The organism is Asanoa sp. NPDC050611 (assembly GCF_040654855.1).
GTDB lineage: Bacteria > Actinomycetota > Actinomycetes > Mycobacteriales > Micromonosporaceae > Asanoa.
This window is the reverse complement of record NZ_JBFAIU010000161.1, coordinates 1-16,700: the sequence shown is the minus strand read 5'-3', so window position 1 is coordinate 16,700 and position 16,700 is coordinate 1. Positions and strand designations below refer to the sequence as shown.

Here is a 16,700-nt window from a genome sequence, read left to right as displayed (position 1 = left end):
GGGTCGTCGCGCCGAGCCCGGTGACGACGACGTCGGTGCGACTCATGTCAGGCGTTCGACTCGATGTAGGTCACGGCGTCGCCGACGGTCTTGAGGTTCTGCACCTCGTTGTCCGGGATCTTGACGCCGAACTTCTCCTCGGCCGCCACGACGACCTCGACCATGGACAGCGAGTCGACGTCGAGGTCGTCGGTGAACGACTTCTCTTCGGCCACGTCGTCGGGGTTGACCCCGGCGACCTCTTCCAGGATCTCGGCCAGGCCCGACGTGATCTCGTCACGGGTCATTGCGGTGGTTTCCTCTCGGGTTTTGGTGATGTTGTCGTTGAGCGTGCGCTCAGGGGCAGCGAACAACCTGCCCGGCGTACGTTAGGCCGCCGCCGAAGCCGAACAGCAGGACGGGTGCGCCGGAGGGCACCTCGCGCCGTTCGATCAGCTTGGACAGGGCCAGCGGCACGCTCGCCGCCGACGTGTTGCCGGACTCGACGATGTCCTTGGCGACGACCGCCTGCGGCATGCCGAGCCGCTTGGCGATGCCGTCGATGATGCGGGCGTTGGCCTGGTGCGGCACGAAGGCCGCGATCTCCTCGGGCGCGACGCCGGCCCGCTCGCAGGCCTGCAGCGCCAGCGGGGCGAGCGCGGTGGTGGCCCAGCGGAAGACCTGCTGGCCCTCCTGCGCGATGTACGGGCGCCAGCCCTCGATGCGGACGGCGTCGGACTTCTCCGGCACCGAGCCCCAGATCACCGGGCCGACGCCGGGTGCCTCGTCCTCGGCCGCGGCGGTGACCACCGCGGCGCCCGCGCCGTCACCGAAGATGATGCAGGTCGAACGGTCGGTCCAGTCGGTGAAGTCCGAGAGCTTCTCGGCGCCGATGACCAGGGCGTTGCGGGCCGCGCCGGCGCGGATCGCGTGGTCGACGGTGCCGAGCGCGTACGAGAAGCCGGAGCACGCGGTGTTGATGTCGTAGGCGCCCGGGGCGTTGATGCCCAGCTTGGCGGCGACCCGGCAGGCCACGTTGGGGCTGCGGTCGACGGAGCTGCAGGTGGCGACGACGACCAGGTCGATGTCGGTGGGGGTGAGGCCGGCGTTGGCGAGGGCCTTCTCGGCCGCGAACCCGGCCATGTCGGCGACCGTCTCGCTGTCGGCGATCCGCCGCGTCACGATGCCGACCCGGTCGCGGATCCACTCGTCGTTGGTGTCGACGATCTGGGCCAGGTCGTCGTTGGTGAGCACCCGCGACGGCTGGTAATGGCCGAAGGCGAGGATGCGGGAGCCTGTCATGCGGGATGTCCTCCGATGCGCGCGAGCGGCTGGCCCGGTGCGACCGGGTCGTCGTGGTGGGCGAGCCATTCGGTCAGCAGGCCGTCGCCGTGCGCGGCGACCTCGACCGGGCCCTGCCGGGTGGAGACGTGCCCGATGAGCTGACCAGTGCTTACGGTATCGCCCTCCGCCAGCCCCTCGACCGGCTGGAACAGGCCGGCGGTGCCGGCGACCACGACGCGGAACGCGGGGGAGGGCTCGTGGCTCGGCGCCGTGCCGTGGCGGGCCACGAGGTCGCGGGCGGCGGGCAGGTCGTCGGGCGTGTTGAGGGTCACGATCTCGATGCCGTTGGCCTTGAGCTCGCGCTTGACCAGCCCGGCCAGGGTGCCGGCGGGCGGCAGCTCGATCACGGCGGTCACGCCCAGGTCGCCGAGCGTACGCATGCACAGGTCCCAGCGGACCGGCGCGGTGACCTGGCGGACCAGCCGGGTGAGCAGCTCACGGCCGTGTGCGACAGCGTTGCCGTCGAGGTTCGACAGCAGGATCCGGGTCGGGTCGGCGGGGGTGATGCCGGCCGCGACGGCCGCCAGCGCCTGTTCGGCGGGCGCCATGTACGGGGTGTGGAAGGCGCCCGCGACCTGCAGCGCGATGACCCGCGCCTTGGCCGGCGGCTCGGCGCCGAGCTTGGCCAGCGCGTCGAGGGCGCCGGCGGCGACCACCTGGCCCGCGCCGTTGCGGTTGGCCGGGTGGAGCCCGTGTGCGTCGATCGCGGCGAGCACCTCGGCGGGATCGCCGCCGAGCACGGCCGACATGCCGGTCGGCTCGAGCGCGCAGGCGGCGGCCATCTCGCGACCGCGGACGCCGGCGAGGGTCACCGCCGCCTCGGCCGGGAGCGCCCCGGCGAGGGTCGCGGCGCCCAGTTCGCCGACGCTGTGCCCGGCGACCACCGAGACGTCGTGCATCGGCAGCCGCTCGGCGGCGAGCAGCGCGGCGGCGACCAGCAGCGGCTGGGTGCGGGCCGTGTCCTTGATCTCGTCGGCTCCGGCCGCCGTGCCGAGATGCACGAGATCGACTCCGGAGAGTGCGGACCACCAGCGGAGTCGGGCCTCGGCTCCGGGAAGTTCGAGCCACGAAGCGAGGAATCCGGGCTTTTGCGAGCCCTGGCCAGGCGAGAGTACGGCGAGCACGTTTACGACTCTGCGGGATACTCGTGGGTCATGTGGTTGCCGGCAGGCACCAAACCACACTATTGGTTTTGTATGGTTTCTACAATGAGTGGCTGCGATCACGTACGGTATGGAGCGATTTTTCCCAAACGAACGTTCAGGCATCTCCAGCCGTAGCCGAACCTCGCGGATCAAGGCGGCCCACCGTCAGCGCGATCCGCAACGCGAACAGGTCCCGCGGCGAGAGCGGCGAGAACCCGGTGACGTCCCCGATCCGCCGCAGCCGGTAACGCACCGTGTTGGGGTGCACGAACAGCCCGCGCGCCGCGCTCTCCAGCACGCCGCCCGCGGCGAAGAACGCGTCCAGCGTCTCGATCAGCTCGCCGCCGGCGCGGACGAGGGCGCCGTAGACGTCGCGCCGCAGTGCGCGCCGGGCCGCGGCGTCACCCGCCAGGGCCCGCTCCGGCAGCAGGGCGGCCGCGGCGACCGGGCGGGGCGCGTCCGGCCAGGCCGGCGCCGCGCGGAAGCCGGCCAGCGCCGCCCGGGCCGACTCCGTCGCCTCGTCGAGGCTCGCCACCGCGGGCCCGACCACCACCGGGCCGGTGCCGAACCCGTCGAGCAGCTTCTCGGTCGCGTTGAGTGGGTCCGCGGCGCCACCGAGGACGACCACCAGCCGGTCGCCGTGCACGCCGCTGATCACCTCGACGCCGATCCGCCGGGCCTGCCGGTAGACGGTGTGCAGCACGGGCGCCACCTCGCCGCCCGGCGACCGCCCGACCGCGACGGCCACCGGCGGCGCGTCCGCCCAGCCGAGGGCGGCCGCGCGGCTCGCCAGGGCGTCCGTCGAGTCGCCCCGGAGCAGCGCGTCGACCAGCAGCGCCTGGAGCCGGGCATCCCAGGAGCCGCGGGACTCGGCCGCCCGCGCGTACACCCGGGCCGCGGAGAAGGCGATCTCCCGGGAGAACCGCAGGACCTCCTCGCGCAGGTCGCGTTCCTCGCCGGGCGCGGCCAGGTGGGTCGCCTGCTCCTCGACGATGTCGATGGTGACCTGGATCAGCGCGACGGTCTGCTGGAGGCTGATGCTGCGGGCCAGCGCCCGCGGCGCCGCCGCGAACACCTCGTCGGAGACCTCGCGCGGGCGGCTCTGCGGACCCTGCCGCATGAACTCGACCAGCGACCGGACGCCGGCCTGGGCGACCAGCATCACCCACGCGCGCTGGTCGGCCGGCAGCTGCCGGAACCAGACCAGGGTCTCGTCCATCCGCGCGACGCTGGCCGTGGCGAGGGCGCCGGCCGACCGCTCGATCCGGCGCAAGGTCGCCGCGAGCCCGTCCGATGCCTGGTCGTCCACGACATACACCATAAGCTGGCCCGGATGCACCGCTCGCTCGCGCGCCCGCCGGCCGCCCTGCCCCTGGCCGCGCTGGCCGCGTTCGGAGTGCTGCTCGGCCTCGTCGCCGCCGACTGGCCGCCGCTCGTGCGCTGGGACTCCGCGGTGAGCGCCGACCTGCGGGCCTTCGGTGCCGTCCGCCCGGTGCTGGTCGACTGGCTGCGGGCGCTGACCGGCCTCGCCGCGACCATCCCGTACCTCGCCGTCGGCGCCGCCGCGACCGTGCTCTTCGCGCTCCGCCGGGACCGCCGGGCGGCGGTGTTCTGCGCCCTGGTCACCGCCGCCGTGCCGATCCTCTGGAGTGTCCAGCACTGGGCACTGCACAACCCGCGCCCGGTCGACGGGTTCGTGGTCGTGACCAGCTCCGGGTTCCCGAGCGGGCACACCAGCAACGCGGCGGCGCTCGCGCTCGGCGCGGTCCTGCTGGCCTGGCCGCGGGTCGGCGCGGGCGCCCGGCTGGCCAGCTGCCTGGCCGCGGCGGTGTTCACCGGATTCATCGGATTCACCCGGGTGGCGCTGCTGGCGCACTGGCCGACCGACGTGCTCGGCGGGCTGCTGCTGGCCGCGGCGGTGGTCCCGGTGGCCGCCCGGATCGCGACGCTAGGCCGGGCTCGCGTCGACCGGTAGGGCAGCGTCGACCCGCCAGCGGGCGCCGGCGTCCGGGCCCGCGTCCAGGCGGCCGCGCAGCAGGGCGGCCCGCTCGCGCATGCCGATCAGGCCCGCGCCGGCGCCGAGATGGTCGAGGGGGCCGGGGGTGGCGACCGGGTTGTGCACGGTCAGGCGTACCTCGTCCGTGGCGTAGTGGACCTTGACGCTGGCCGTACCCGTGCCGTGCTTGAGGGCATTGGTCAGTGACTCCTGGACGATCCGGTAGCCGGCCAGGTCGACGTTGACGGGCAACGCCCGCGGCTCGCCGGTTGTGGTCAGCTCGACCGTGAGCCCCGCGGCCCGAGCGCCGGTGACGAGGCGCTCGACCTCGGCCAGCCCGGGCGAGACCGGGTCGTCGCCGGGCTCCGCCTCCGGGCCGCGCAGCACCTCGATCATCTGCCGCATCTCGGCGAGCCCCTGCACGCTGTTCTCCCGTATCACCCGCAGGGAGTCCTCGACCTGCTCCTTCGAGAGGCTGGACACGCTCAGCGCCGCCGTCGCGTGGATCGCCACCACGCTCAGGTGGTTGGCGACCATGTCGTGCAGCTCGCGGGCCATCCGGGTGCGCTCGGCCGCGACGGCCTGCCGGCGGTCGAGCTCCGCGACCCGGGCGGTCTGCTCGGCCCTCGCCCGTTCGAGGGTCGCCTGGTCGCGGTACTGGCGGACGCTCAGCCCGGTCAGGATCGGCAGGACCAGCACGAGTACGGCCGGGATGCCCATCGCCAGGCCGCTGATCCGGCCGGCGTCCAGCACGCCGAGGGTCGCGGTGACGGCGACGACCACGATCGAGACCTCGAGCGCCCGCCGCCAGAGCTTCGGCGGCCCGAAGACGCAGGCGTCGTAGAGGACCTGGGTGTAGATCAGCAGCGTGCCGATCGACCCGCCGAGGACCTGGTCGCCCACCAGCGCGACGGTGCCGATGGCAAGGCCGACCCGGGGCGCCCGGCGGCGCAGGGCGACGGCGCCGGACGCGACCGCCATCGGCAGGTAGAGCAGCCACTCCGGGCTGCCGGCGAAGCGGGGCTCGGTGAAGGTCCGGTAGGCGCCGGACGCGATGATCAACGTCCCGCCGAGCAGCGCGACGGCGGCCAGCGCGAGGTCGCGGGACGCGGAGCCGCGCGGGGGAAGTCGCATCACAGCATCGATAGAACCACGCCCGCGGCGCGAACTCGTCCGCCTGCGAGAGGAGGCCCCTCCGCCTGGGGGAGGAGACCGGGTTCGTCGTCGCCGCCGACGCCTCGGCCCGTCTGCCGCGAAACGCTTGGTTCCTGCCTAGGGGGAAGGTTCGACATGATCGTGGGCTTGATCGTGGCCAGCGAGATCGGGTTCTGGGTGCTGCTGGGCCTGGGCCTGTTCACGCGGTACGTGCTGCGGCTGCGCCGGCTCAGCGTGGCGCTCCTGATCGGCTCGCCGGTGCTCGACGTGGTCCTGCTGTTCGCGACGGTGATCGACCTGCGGCGCGGCGGCACCGCGGGCCCGTTCCACGGCCTCGCCGCGGTCTACCTCGGCTTCTCGGTGATGTTCGGACACTCCATGATCCGCTGGGCGGACCAGCGGTTCGCACACCGCTTCGCCGGCGGCCCGCCGCCGTGGAAGCCGCCGTCGGGCGGTTGGGCCCGGACCCGGCACGAGTGGCGCGAGTGGTTCAAGGCCGTCGCGGCGTGCGCGATCTCGGCCGCCCTGCTCGGCGCCGGCATCCTGATGGTCGGCGACGCCACGCGCTCGGCCGGCCTCCTCGCGTGGCTGACCCGGATGCCGCTGGTGGTCGGAATCTGGTTCGTCGTCGGCCCCGGTTGGGCGACACTCTTCCCGGGTCGGGCCAAAGAGGACGCCGTCCGCTGACGGAGCGGATTGCTGTAGTTTACAGCTAGTTACCCCGGCCCCGCGGACGGGATTTCTGCTGCTCAGCCCATTAGGGTGTGGAGGCCTATTGGGTCACCCGGTGGCGGCCGGGTGGCGAGACGGCGGAGAACAGGAGGCCGTGATGGCGCACGGGGAGGCCGATCCCGGCTGCGTCGAAGCGGACAACCCAGCGCACGCAGCGGACGCACGCGAGGCGGACGAGCCGCCGCGGGGCCGTCAGATCCGGCGCATCTGCGCGGACCCGACGGCCGAACGCACCCGCGACAACGACGCCGACGAACCGGCGGAGCATGTCGCGGGCCCGATCCAGTTCGGGCGGGCGCCGGCCTGCCGCAGCGAACGGCCGGGTTGGGCGGGGGCCCACCGCCACGGCGCGGTCCGCCCACGCCGCCGCGCCACGCGCCGGGAACGCCCACCAGACCGCTGGTGCTGACGCCACAACCACGGCGTCGCTCCGACGCCACCGCGCCACGCGCCGGGAGCGCTGGTGCTGACGCCGCAACCACCGGCGGCGCCGCTCCGACACCACCGCGCCGCGCCGCTCGCTCGCCATCGCCCACGAAGATCGCTGTGGCGATCTTCGGCGGTGCGGGCAGCTGACCGAACACTTGTCGCGAGCCGCTCGCGCACGCGGCGCTCGCAGCATCCGCTGCGGTAGCGGCGATCACCTGGGCGAGGTCGCCCGCCCTGGGGCTTGGCCGCGTGCCCTCAGCCTGCGGCGCGCTGCGTGTCGCGGCTCACTCTTCGCGTGCGTCGTCCGTTAGGGCCGGAGCGAGCGACGGCGCTGTCCGCGATGTAGATTTTGTCCGATATGGACGAGAAGCAGCGGCGGATCGTCGACGAGGCGATCGCTATCGCCGACGAGCGTGGGGTCGATGCCGTTTCGATGCGGGCGGTCGGGCAGCGGCTCGGGCTCAGTCCGATGGCGCTCTACCCCTACCTGCGCAGCAAGGATGCCCTGCTCGACGGCATGGTCGAACGGCTGCTCGGCGAGCTGATCACCATGGCCGCGGGTGCCGGCAGCTGGCAGGAGCGCCTCCGCGGCGTCGCCCGGGCGGTGCGGGCGCTGGCCAGGCGCCATCCGGGCGCGTACCCCCTGATCATGTCGCGGCCCGGTGCCACCGCGGAGACGCGCCGGCTCGACGACCTGATCTCCGAGATCCTCCGCGCCGCCGGCGTGCCGGTCGCCGAGGTCGCCCGGCTGGAGCGACTGCTCGCCACGATCCTGCTCGGGTTCGCGAACTCGGAGATCAACGGCCGCTTCGGTGCGGGGCCGGCCGCCGGTGACTGGGACAGCGAGTTCGACCGCGACCTCGACGACGAGATTCGCCTGATCGAGGAGATCATCGCCCGGTCGGGCGCCGCCTAACGGGTGCGGTGCCTGATGATCAGGGCGACCCCGGCCACCAGGAACGCGAGCACCAGCACCACGCCGCCGTTGAGGAGGACCAGTTGGCGCAGCTCGCCGAGCAGCGTGTCGAGGTCGCGGCCCGTCGGCAGCGCGTCGTCGGGGATGACCCGTTCGCCGCCGCCGATGCCGCCGCTGATCACGTCGGGCTTCTCCGGGATCGGTGCGCCGGCGATCCGTAGCGCCTCGGACATGGTCATCCGGCCGAGGAACCACGACGCCGTGGTCTTGACCCTCTTGTCGGGCTGCGCCGCCGGACGGAACGCCTTGGGGCCGCCCTGGGCCTGCGGGTAGAGGTCGTAGCTGTACCGCGGCTTGTTGTCGTACTGCACCACCACGGTGAACTTCTTGCCCAGCGTCTCCTTCTTCGGCACGCCGATCTGGCTCACCGTGCCCGACATGAAGACGACCTCGCGGAGCAGGTCATCGAAGAGCTGCGGCTTCTCCTTAGGAGTCACGGTGATGTCGGCCATGCCCTCGGCCTTGATGACCACCGCGCTGGGCTGGGGAGCCTTCGGCGCCTGACCGACCACAGTGGCCGGTCGGACCGCGGCGAGCGCGGGCGCGGCCGCACCGGTTGTCGCGAGAATGAAACCGGCGGCGACCACCAACAACAACCGCCTGCGGACCGATCGCCCCACCACCGTCCTCCTCGCCCCGTTCCGATGGCTGGCTCGTGCTTAATGCATAGACTCCGCGACCGCCCCGTTGGTTGCACCCAACCGTCGGGTTATTTGCAGGTTCTGCCATCTCGGTGACCCACTCGCGGGGGACGTCACCGTGATCATCCACAGGCCGGCATCGTAACCGGCCGCCACCACCCGATGGGGGCCGGTGTCAGAGCTTGGCGCGAGCGGCCCGGATCCGGGCGAGCGTGCGTTCGCGACCGAGCACCGCGATGGACTCGAAGAGCGGCAGGCCGACTGAACGGCCGGTGACCGCGACGCGTACGGGGGCCTGCGCCTTGCCCAACTTGAGCCCCCGCGCGGAGCCGACCTCTTCGAGCGTGTTCTTCAACGCCTCGGCCGACCAATCCGGCAGCGCCTCGTACGCCGCGGCCGCGGCGTCGAGCAGGTCGGCCGCACCGTCCTTCATGGCCTTGGCCCAGGCGGCCTCGTCGGTCGCCGGCTCGTCGAGGAACAGGAAGTCGACGTTGGGCACGATCTCGCTGAGCACCGCGACCCGCGTCTGCGCGAGCGGCGCGACCGCCGCGAACGCCTCGGCGTCGAACCGCTCCGGCGACCACGGCGGTGCCGGGATCGTCTCGGTGCCGGTCAGCCACGGCGCGCACGCCGCGATGAACCCGTCGACCGACAGCGCCCGGATGTATTCACCGTTGAACGCGCGGAGCTTCCGCTCGTCGAAGAACGCGGGGGAGGGGTTGACCTCCTCGAGCCGGAACTCCTCCTCGATCACCGACCACGGCACGATCTCGCGGTCGTTGCTCGGCGCCCAGCCCAGCAGCATGAGGTAGTTGCGCATCGCGTCGGCGAGGTAGCCCTCGTCGCGGTAGGCCTCCAGCGCCACCTTGTCGCGCCGCTTCGACAGCTTCTGCCGCTTCTCGTTGACGACCACGGGCACGTGCGCCCAGATCGGCGGCTTGACGCCGAGCGCGTCCCAGAGCAGCTGCTGCTTGGGCGTGTTGGGCAGGTGCTCCTCGGCGCGGATCACGTGGGTGATGCCCTGCGTGATGTCGTCGACGACGTTGGCCAGCAGGAACACCGGCGACCCGTCGGCCCGGGCGATGACGAAATCCTCGATCTTCGCGTTGTCGAACGTCGGCTCGCCGCGGATCAGGTCGACCACGCGGGTCTCGCCCTCGTCCGGGGTGCGGAACCGCAGCGCGCGGCCCTCGCCGGGGCCAAGGTTGCGGTCACGGCAGAAACCGTCATATCCGGCGTACGAGTTCCCGGTGCGCGCCTGCACCATCTCCCGGGTGCAGTCGCAGTAGTACGCCCGCCCGGCGCTGTAGAGGCGGCCGGCGGCGGCGCGCTGCTCGTCGGCGTTGGCCGACTGGAAGTAGGGACCCTCGTAGGTGCCGCGCGCGATGCCGATCCAGTCGAGCGCGGAGAGGATGCCCTCGGTCCACTCCGGGCGGTTGCGCGCGGCGTCCGTGTCTTCGACGCGCAGCACGAACACGCCGCCGTGCTGCTTGGCGTAGATCCAGTTCTGCAGCGCCGACCGGGCGCCGCCGACGTGGAACATGCCTGTCGGGGAGGGAGCGAACCGCACGCGTACCGTCACGCGGTCCAGCCTACGGGCGCCTCCCGGGTGATCTGCCACCAGGTTTCCCGCCACGCTTTGCTCTGCATCCATATCCGCATCACCCCGCAACGGGCTGATGCGGATATGGATGCAGAGCAGGGCGCGTCCGCGCCGCCAGGGGTGAGATGTCCGATTCTAGGGAACCGACCGGATCTTGCGCACCAGCACGCTGCCGAGCAGGGTCACGGCCGCGGTCGCCGCGTACAACGTCGGGTAGCCGCCGAGGTAGACCACGATCCAGGCCGCGGCGAACGGCCCGAGCGCCTGCGGCGCCGAGTTGGCGATGTTGATCACGCCGAGGTCCTTGCCCCGGGTGGTCGCCGCCGGGAGCACCTGGGTGATCAGCGCCGCGTCCACCGCCAGGTAGGCGCCGTAGCCCGCGCCGAGCAGCACCGCCGCGACCACCGCGGCCAGCCAGACCGGCCAGATCGCCAGCAGCAGCGCCGCCACGGCCATGATCACGCCGGACCAGACGACGAACACCTTGCGCTGCCCCGAGCGGTCGGAGAGCCGCCCGGCCACCACGGCCGTGGCCATCATCCCGGCGGTGTAGAGCAGGATCAGGATCAGCAGGCCGCCCTCGGGGTCGGCGTAACCCACCCCGTCCTCGAGGAAGTAGAGCAGGTAGAGGGTGCCGAGCGCGTTGCCGACCTGCACCAGGAACCGGGTGCCCCAGGCCCAGGCGAAGTCCGGGTGGCGGCGCGGGCTGATCCACATGCCGCGCACGAGCCCACCCAACGAGAACGGCGGCTTGTGCTCGCGGGGCAGCGGGTCGTCGCCGGTCAGGAACGCGAACGGCAGCCCGAGCACCAGCACCGCCACGGCCACGGCCAGGTATCCCGACACGTTGCCGGTGAAGACGGTGGTCACCAGCACCGCGCCGATCACCAGGCCGAGAGCCTGCGGGATGCCGGCCCAGCCGGAGACGCCGCCGCGCTGGTCGACCGGCACCCGGTCGGGCAGCGCCGCGGTCAGCGCGGCCAGCATCGCGTTGAAGCACGCCTGCGCGGCGACCCAGGCCAGCGTGACGCCGAGGATCGTCTGCTGCTGGGCGAGCAGCACCAGGGACAGCGCGCCGAGCACCGCGCCGCCGACGGTCCAGACGTGGCGCCGCCCGTACGCCAGCGTCGTGCGGTCCGAGAACGCCCCGGCGAGCGGGTTCGCGACGATCGCGGCGAGCGCGCCGAAGCCCATCGCCCAGGCGAGCGAGGTCTCCTTGTGGTCCGGCGCGATCGCGGCGACCTGGTTGGGCAGCAGGATCTGGATCGGCGTGAAGAACGCCATCCAGACGCCGAGGTTGGCGGAGAAGAGCAGCGCTATCCAGCCCCGGCGGACCCGCACCGTCGGCTCGGCCAGCGCCGCCGGTAGGGCGGACGCCTCCGGGTCAAGCGTGGTCACGGATGCGCTCCCGCAGCCACGCGAAGGAGCTTTTCGGCGTACGCGCCTGCGTGTCGAAGTCGACGTGGACCAGCCCGAACCGCTTCGTGAACCCCTCGGCCCACTCCCAGTTGTCGAGCAGGGACCAGACGAAGTAGCCGCGCACGTCCACGCCGTCCGCCCTGGCGTCGCCGACGGCGGCCAGGTGGGCGTCGAGGTAGGCGATCCGCTGCGGGTCGTCGCAGGTGCCGTCGGGGGCCACGACGTCGTCGTACGCGCAGCCGCTCTCGGTGATGTAGATGGGCGGCAGTGCCTGGCCGTAACGGTCGTGCAGGCTGACGAGCAGTTCGCGCAGCCCGTCCGGGGCGACCGGCCAGCCGAACGCGGTGGTCGGGTAGTCGTCCAGCGGGACCATCTCGAACGGCAGCGGGCTGCCCTCTTCGGGTGCGCGTACACCCGTCGGGTTGTAGTAGTTGACACCGAGCGCGTCCAGCGGCGCCGCGATCACGTCGAGGTCGCCCTCCCGGACCACGGACAGGTCGGCGGCGCCCTCCGGATAGCCGAGGCCCAGCAGCGGGTCGGTGAAGACCCGGTTGTGCAGGGCGTCGTACGCGGCCGCGGCGGCCAGGTCCTGCGGCGCCGGGCCGGCGGGCCGGGCGGGGGAGTAGTTGTTGGCGATCGTCACCGGGCTGCTGGAGTGGTCCCGGAGTGCCGCGACCGCCAGCCCGTGCCCGAGAAGCTGGTGGTGGGCGACCGGGAAGGCGTCGAACAGCAGCTGCTCGCCGGGCGCGTGCGTGCCGAGGGCGTAGCCGAGGGACATGTGCACGAACGGCTCGTTCAGCGTGATCCACATCTTGACGCGGTCGCCGAGCCGCGCGGCCACGAGGGCGGCGTACTCGCCGAACCGGTGCGCGGTCTCGCGGTCGAGCCAGCCGCCCCTGTCCTGGAGGGCCTGCGGCAGATCCCAGTGGAAGAGCGTGGCGACGGGCGCGATGCCGGCGTCACCGAGCGCGTCGCAGAGGCGCTCGTAGTGGTCGAGGCCGGCGCTGTTGGCGGGGCCGGTGCCGGCGGGCTGGATCCGGGGCCAGGCGATCGAGAAGCGGTACGCACCGACGCCGAGCTCGCCCATCAGCGCGATGTCCTCGGCCCAACGGTGGTAGGAGTCGGTCGCGACCGCGCCGGAGGTCCCGTCGACGATACGCCCGGGCTGACCGGCGAAAGTGTCCCAGATGGACGCCCCGCGCCCGTCCTCGGCGACCGCGCCCTCGATCTGGTAGGCGGACGTGGACACTCCCCAGAGAAACCCGCCTGGTAACTCCGGCAAGCCAGCCTCCTCGTGTCATTACCGGCCGGTAAGCCGAGACTGGCTCGGACTGTAATCCCGTCTTGGTCTTGAGTCGAGAGGCCGCTCAACGTCGTGCGTACCGTCGCCGGGATTTGTCCGGACCGTGACGCGGCGCTCGTAGGCTCGGGTCCACGCAGTCGAGATCGACGGGGGTCGGTATGCGGAACAGGCGGGTCGCGTGGTGGGTGGGTTCGGTGCTGGGGCTGCTGGCGCTCGGTTGCGCCGGCCCGGGAGCCGGCGCACCGGATCCCGTCACGATCGCGTCGCCGCAGCCGTCCGTGTCCGGTCTCGGTGACGTGCCGCCGCACCACGCTGACAACAACGCCTGGAAGCAGCGGCACGAGCTGTCCGCGGCGGAGCAGCGCGCGGGGGAGGACCTGGCCGCGCGCATCCGGCCGAAGCTGGCGGCGCTGCGGGCGGCGGGCGACTTCGCGCCGTCGTCGACCGAGCGGGTGCTCGTGAGCCTGGGCATCGAGCCGGCCGACCTCGAGGTCACGCCGATGCGCCCGCCGGTGGGAACGGACACCAGCCCCACCGGCGTCGTGTACGCGGTCCGCTTCGGCACCGTGGGTTGCGTCATCGGCGACGTGCGACCGTCCCGGCTGCTCGTGCAGGTGACGGCGGCGGCCGCGGAGTTCGGTTGTCTGGAGCCGTTCACGCACTGAGCCCGGCGACGGCCTTTCGTGCGGCCGCCGGCAGGGTCCCGAACGTGTCGGCGAGCTCCTCGCGCGTGAGCGGGTCGGCGCCGAGCACGTCCGGCAGGTCGGCCAGGATGTCGACCATCCGGTCGGCGGACACACGGTGGTACTTGAGCCAGGAGTTGGTGGTCTCCCGCTTGCGCGTGGACATGGCCGCGATACCCAGAACGGGAAGCCGTCGGCGGGCACGCGGCGACCTGGGTATGCACGCCGGCAACGCGCCGCGCCACGGCCACGGGATCAGCGCCCGTGCGCTTGCCGGAGCGCCGAAGGTTGAGTGCGCCGCGGGGCTGGTAGGTGAGGTGATGTAGACCTTGGCTATGGAAACCGAGGGTGGGCGCAAGGGCCCGGACCGGCGCGGGGCGGCGGTGTTCGCCGGTGCGATGGGTGCGCTCGGCGGCGCTTCGCTGACCGCTGGTTGGGGCGCCGCCGCGATCGTCGTCGGTGCGGTGGCCGGCGCCGTGGTGCTCGCGGCCACCGACGTCGTCGCCCGGAGCCTGCAGAAGCCCGGCGAGATTCCGGCGCTCTGGTCACGCATCGTCGCGAGCGCCGCGCTCGTCGCCCCGCTCGGCTGGCTGGTGGGACGGCTGACCGGGCTCGGCCCGATCGTCGTCGGTGTGCTCGTCGGGGCGCTCGTCGGGCTGCTCGGCATCCGGCCGCACAAGGTCGTGCTCGGTCCGCTGCTCGGCGCCGGCGTCGGGTGGGCGCTGGGTGCGATCTGGGGCGACGTGCCGGCCGCGGTCGTCGCCGCCGTGACGGTGGTCGTCTTCCGTACCGCGTCGGCCCTGATCTTCCGCGACGCCCAGGTGAGCCTGCTCGCCGAGGACGTCGATCCGGCGGACCTGCCGTTCGTCGTGCCGCTCGAGGCCCGCACCCGCTACGTCGGCACCGGCTACGTGCGCGAGTTGGCAGCGGTCGTCGGCGGCGACTACCACCCCGCCACCCCCGACATCGGCATCGTCGCCAGCCTCGACGACCTGGCCGGCCCGGCGTTCGTTCCGGGCGGGGTGGACCCGCGGGTGCGGGAGTTCTACGAGCACACGACCCGCTTCACCCTCGACATCGTGCCGGAGTGGCGGCTGTGGGTGCGTCCCGGCTACCTGCTCTACCGCACGCTGGTGGCGCGGCCGCTCGGCCAGGCCAACGTGCCGATGAACCAGCGCGAGACCCAACGCGGCATCCTCAGTCGGATCGACACGATCACGAGTCCGGAGGACGCGACGGTCAGTGTCCGGGGTTGGATCCGGTCGTTCGCCGACACCGACGAGCCGATCTACGTCGGCATCTACACCACCTATCGACACGGAGATAGCGGGTACGTGAGCGTCGGCTTCCCGTTGCCCCAGGCGAGTTTCACGGCGACGCTGGAACCTCGTCCGCGTCTCGACGGCGGGTTGACGTTGAGCAGCCGCGGGCAGGGCGACCAGCCCGGCCACTACCTGACCTACGTCGACGCGGCGACCCGACGACTGACGGCATTGAGCGTGCACGGTTTCGCGGAGCGGCTCGACGTGTTCGTCGACGCGGACGGCGACCTGGTCGCGGAGCACGCCTTCAGCGTCTTCGGCCTACCGTTCCTGGTCCTCCACTACCGCATGCACCGCAAGCCCGGCTGACCGCGGCTTCGGAACATGGTGAACCACGGGCGGTGAGGTCCGGCGCCGCTCGGCTTGCTGTCGAATGGCAAGCTCGTGTCCCGTGATCGATGATCTAGCGAAGGACTCTCCGCACGGCCTGTCCGAGCACGACGTCCCGCGTCCGCCGGAGGCGACGGAGGCCCGCGAGGCGCACTGGGCGAAGCTCGCGGTGGCTGCGCACGAAGTGGCGCGTCACGCCGACCTGGCTGATGCATCGCACCGTGGGGACCGCGCTGTCAGAAATCTGGATCTCGGGGAGGCCCGCCCGTGAGGGCGGTCATCGTCGCGGCGGCGGTCGCGTTCATCATCTCTCTTCTCGGCACGCCGGTGGCGATTCGCGTCTTCACCGCGCTCAAGGCCGGCCAGCCGATCCGATCCATCGGGCCGGCCGCCCATCTGACCAAGAAGGGCACTCCCACGATGGGCGGCGTCGCGTTCATCGTGGCGACAGTCGTGGCCTATGTCGCGGGGCACCTCGCCCTGACCACCCTGCCCGACCGGCAGATCGCGCAGGAGGGGCCGACCATGACGGCCCTCGTCCTGCTCGGGCTGCTCGTCTTCTGCGGCGTGGTCGGGTTCTTCGACGACTTTCTCAAGGTACGCCGGCGCAACTCCGACGGGCTGTCCGCCAAAGGCAAGCTGCTCGGCCAGGCGATCGTCGGCGGCGGGTTCGGCATCGCCGCGCTCTACGTGGCCAGCACCAACGGCCAGACCGTGGCCAGCGAGCACATCTCGCTCTTCCGCGACATCAGCTGGCTGGACGTCGGCAAGGTCGGCTCGGTGCTCGTGTTCGTCTTCGTGATCACCGCGATGTCCAACGGAGTGAACCTCACCGACGGCCTCGACGGCCTGGCCACGGGCGCGTCGGTCCTGGTGCTCGGTGCGTACGCGCTGATCGGCTTCTGGCAGTACCGGCATTGGTGCGCCGACGACGCGTACGCCCGCCTGAACGAGTACTGCTACCAGGTCCGGGATCCCCTGGAGATCGCCATGATCGCCGCGGCAGCGGCCGCCGCCTGCCTGGGCTTCCTGTGGTGGAACACGTCCCCGGCCCGGATCTTCATGGGTGACGTGGGCTCGCTCGCGCTCGGCGGCCTGATCGGCGGGCTCGCGGTCGCCACCCGCACCACGCTGCTTTCGATCATGATCGGCGGGCTCTTCGTCATCGTCACGACGACCTGGGTGATCCAGATCGTCTCGTTCCGAACCACCGGCAGGCGTGTCTTCCGGATGGTGCCGTTGCACCACCACTTCGAGCTGGGCGGCTGGAGCGAGGTCAATATCGTGGTCAGGTTCTGGATCGTGGCCGGCGTCTGCGTGGCGGTCGGCCTGGGCCTGTTCTACTCGGATTTCCTGGCAGCCGGTGGATAAGCCAGGCGACACACCTGAGTCGCGTGGGCCATCAAACTGTGTGGCACTACCACGTGCACGTGTTCCCGCGGTACAGGGACGACAGTCTGTACTCCAGCGCTCCAGAGGATGGCTACGTCGCCGTCGAGCGGCGACAGGAGTACGCCGAACTGTTCCGGGCGGGCGCGAGAGCCCGGTCTTTGAAGCAGCCACGACGCCGGCCTGCGTCTCGCCCAGGGACACGACGGGCAGTTCGAGGGGTACGCCGCCCGCCTCCCAGACCCCGTTGGCCA

General features: G+C 72.1%; 16 protein-coding genes. 6 read left to right on the top strand and 10 right to left on the bottom strand.

All coding sequences use genetic code 11. From position 1 onward, the window contains the following. Positions 1-47: 47 nt before the first annotated feature. The 4 genes from AB0H87_RS23675 to AB0H87_RS23660 all read right to left on the bottom strand — a co-directional run bounded on the left by AB0H87_RS23675 (position 48) and on the right by AB0H87_RS23660 (position 3,777). Complete coding sequence (locus AB0H87_RS23675) at positions 48-287, bottom strand: acyl carrier protein (RefSeq protein ID WP_116075309.1); 240 nt, start codon at positions 285-287, stop codon at positions 48-50. Between the two features lie 49 nt (positions 288-336). Continuing rightward, positions 337-1,281 (bottom strand): beta-ketoacyl-ACP synthase III, encoded by a 945-nt coding sequence (locus tag AB0H87_RS23670; protein WP_360149421.1) that lies wholly within the window; start codon positions 1,279-1,281, stop codon positions 337-339. Beyond that, positions 1,278-2,447 (bottom strand): acyltransferase domain-containing protein, encoded by a 1,170-nt coding sequence (locus tag AB0H87_RS23665; RefSeq protein WP_360149418.1) that lies wholly within the window; start codon positions 2,445-2,447, stop codon positions 1,278-1,280. The genes AB0H87_RS23670 and AB0H87_RS23665 overlap by 4 nt, the downstream gene beginning before the upstream one ends. Positions 2,448-2,583: 136 nt before the next feature. Further along, entirely contained in the window at positions 2,584-3,777 is a 1,194-nt protein-coding gene (locus AB0H87_RS23660) for a helix-turn-helix domain-containing protein (RefSeq protein ID WP_360149415.1), read from the bottom strand. A 24-nt stretch (positions 3,778-3,801) separates the two neighbouring features. Between AB0H87_RS23660 and AB0H87_RS23655 the strand changes: the two genes are divergently transcribed. Further along, on the top strand, positions 3,802-4,443 hold the full coding sequence (locus AB0H87_RS23655) for a phosphatase PAP2 family protein (RefSeq protein WP_360149412.1): 642 nt from the start codon (positions 3,802-3,804) through the stop codon (positions 4,441-4,443). Here AB0H87_RS23655 and AB0H87_RS23650 read toward each other — a convergent pair. Beyond that, entirely contained in the window at positions 4,417-5,598 is a 1,182-nt protein-coding gene (locus AB0H87_RS23650; RefSeq protein WP_360149409.1) for a histidine kinase, read from the bottom strand. The two genes, AB0H87_RS23655 and AB0H87_RS23650, sit on opposite strands and share 27 nt — an antisense overlap. A gap of 156 nt (positions 5,599-5,754) precedes the next feature. Between AB0H87_RS23650 and AB0H87_RS23645 the strand changes: the two genes are divergently transcribed. Continuing rightward, on the top strand, positions 5,755-6,306 hold the full coding sequence (locus AB0H87_RS23645; protein ID WP_360149406.1) for a hypothetical protein: 552 nt from the start codon (positions 5,755-5,757) through the stop codon (positions 6,304-6,306). Between the two features lie 832 nt (positions 6,307-7,138). After that, positions 7,139-7,696 carry a TetR/AcrR family transcriptional regulator gene (locus tag AB0H87_RS23640; RefSeq protein WP_360149403.1) on the top strand — a complete coding sequence of 186 codons (558 nt, stop codon included), beginning with the start codon at positions 7,139-7,141 and terminating at the stop codon, positions 7,694-7,696. Here AB0H87_RS23640 and AB0H87_RS23635 read toward each other — a convergent pair. The 4 genes from AB0H87_RS23635 to AB0H87_RS23620 all read right to left on the bottom strand — a co-directional run bounded on the left by AB0H87_RS23635 (position 7,693) and on the right by AB0H87_RS23620 (position 12,701). Further along, entirely contained in the window at positions 7,693-8,376 is a 684-nt protein-coding gene (locus tag AB0H87_RS23635) for a hypothetical protein (RefSeq protein WP_360149400.1), read from the bottom strand. The two genes, AB0H87_RS23640 and AB0H87_RS23635, sit on opposite strands and share 4 nt — an antisense overlap. Positions 8,377-8,572: 196 nt before the next feature. Continuing rightward, positions 8,573-9,967, bottom strand: a complete 1,395-nt coding sequence (gene gltX, locus AB0H87_RS23630; protein WP_360149424.1) for a glutamate--tRNA ligase — start codon at positions 9,965-9,967, stop codon at positions 8,573-8,575. 168 nt (positions 9,968-10,135) lie between these two features. Beyond that, complete coding sequence (locus tag AB0H87_RS23625; protein ID WP_360149397.1) at positions 10,136-11,398, bottom strand: MFS transporter; 1,263 nt, start codon at positions 11,396-11,398, stop codon at positions 10,136-10,138. Continuing rightward, positions 11,385-12,701 (bottom strand): GH1 family beta-glucosidase, encoded by a 1,317-nt coding sequence (locus AB0H87_RS23620; protein ID WP_360149394.1) that lies wholly within the window; start codon positions 12,699-12,701, stop codon positions 11,385-11,387. Before AB0H87_RS23620 ends, AB0H87_RS23625 begins: the two co-directional genes overlap by 14 nt. Positions 12,702-12,880: 179 nt before the next feature. On the opposite strand from AB0H87_RS23620, the gene AB0H87_RS23615 reads away from it, so the two are divergent. Next, entirely contained in the window at positions 12,881-13,387 is a 507-nt protein-coding gene (locus AB0H87_RS23615; RefSeq protein WP_360149391.1) for a hypothetical protein, read from the top strand. Here AB0H87_RS23615 and AB0H87_RS23610 read toward each other — a convergent pair. Continuing rightward, a complete protein-coding gene (locus AB0H87_RS23610; RefSeq protein WP_360149388.1) occupies positions 13,377-13,571 on the bottom strand; it encodes a hypothetical protein in 195 nt (64 codons plus the stop codon). The genes AB0H87_RS23615 and AB0H87_RS23610 overlap by 11 nt on opposite strands. A 169-nt stretch (positions 13,572-13,740) precedes the next feature. On the opposite strand from AB0H87_RS23610, the gene AB0H87_RS23605 reads away from it, so the two are divergent. Next, the gene (locus AB0H87_RS23605) at positions 13,741-15,036 is read left to right on the top strand and encodes a hypothetical protein (RefSeq protein WP_360149385.1); all 1,296 of its coding nucleotides are present in this window, start codon (positions 13,741-13,743) and stop codon (positions 15,034-15,036) included. Positions 15,037-15,324: 288 nt separating this feature from the next. Continuing rightward, the gene (mraY, locus tag AB0H87_RS23600; protein WP_360149382.1) at positions 15,325-16,428 is read left to right on the top strand and encodes a phospho-N-acetylmuramoyl-pentapeptide-transferase; all 1,104 of its coding nucleotides are present in this window, start codon (positions 15,325-15,327) and stop codon (positions 16,426-16,428) included. Positions 16,429-16,700: the final 272 nt, after the last annotated feature.

Coding starts and splice junctions, on each gene's coding strand:
- AB0H87_RS23655 (WP_360149412.1), top strand. CDS start 3,802: ATGCACCGCTCGCTCGCGCGCCCGCCGGCCGCCCTGCCCCTGGCCGCG.
- AB0H87_RS23640 (WP_360149403.1), top strand. CDS start 7,139: ATGGACGAGAAGCAGCGGCGGATCGTCGACGAGGCGATCGCTATCGCC.
- AB0H87_RS23610 (WP_360149388.1), bottom strand. CDS start 13,571: ATGTCCACGCGCAAGCGGGAGACCACCAACTCCTGGCTCAAGTACCAC.
- AB0H87_RS23605 (WP_360149385.1), top strand. CDS start 13,741: ATGGAAACCGAGGGTGGGCGCAAGGGCCCGGACCGGCGCGGGGCGGCG.
- AB0H87_RS23615 (WP_360149391.1), top strand. CDS start 12,881: ATGCGGAACAGGCGGGTCGCGTGGTGGGTGGGTTCGGTGCTGGGGCTG.
- AB0H87_RS23675 (WP_116075309.1), bottom strand. CDS start 287: ATGACCCGTGACGAGATCACGTCGGGCCTGGCCGAGATCCTGGAAGAG.
- AB0H87_RS23645 (WP_360149406.1), top strand. CDS start 5,755: ATGATCGTGGGCTTGATCGTGGCCAGCGAGATCGGGTTCTGGGTGCTG.
- AB0H87_RS23650 (WP_360149409.1), bottom strand. CDS start 5,598: ATGCGACTTCCCCCGCGCGGCTCCGCGTCCCGCGACCTCGCGCTGGCC.
- AB0H87_RS23670 (WP_360149421.1), bottom strand. CDS start 1,281: ATGACAGGCTCCCGCATCCTCGCCTTCGGCCATTACCAGCCGTCGCGG.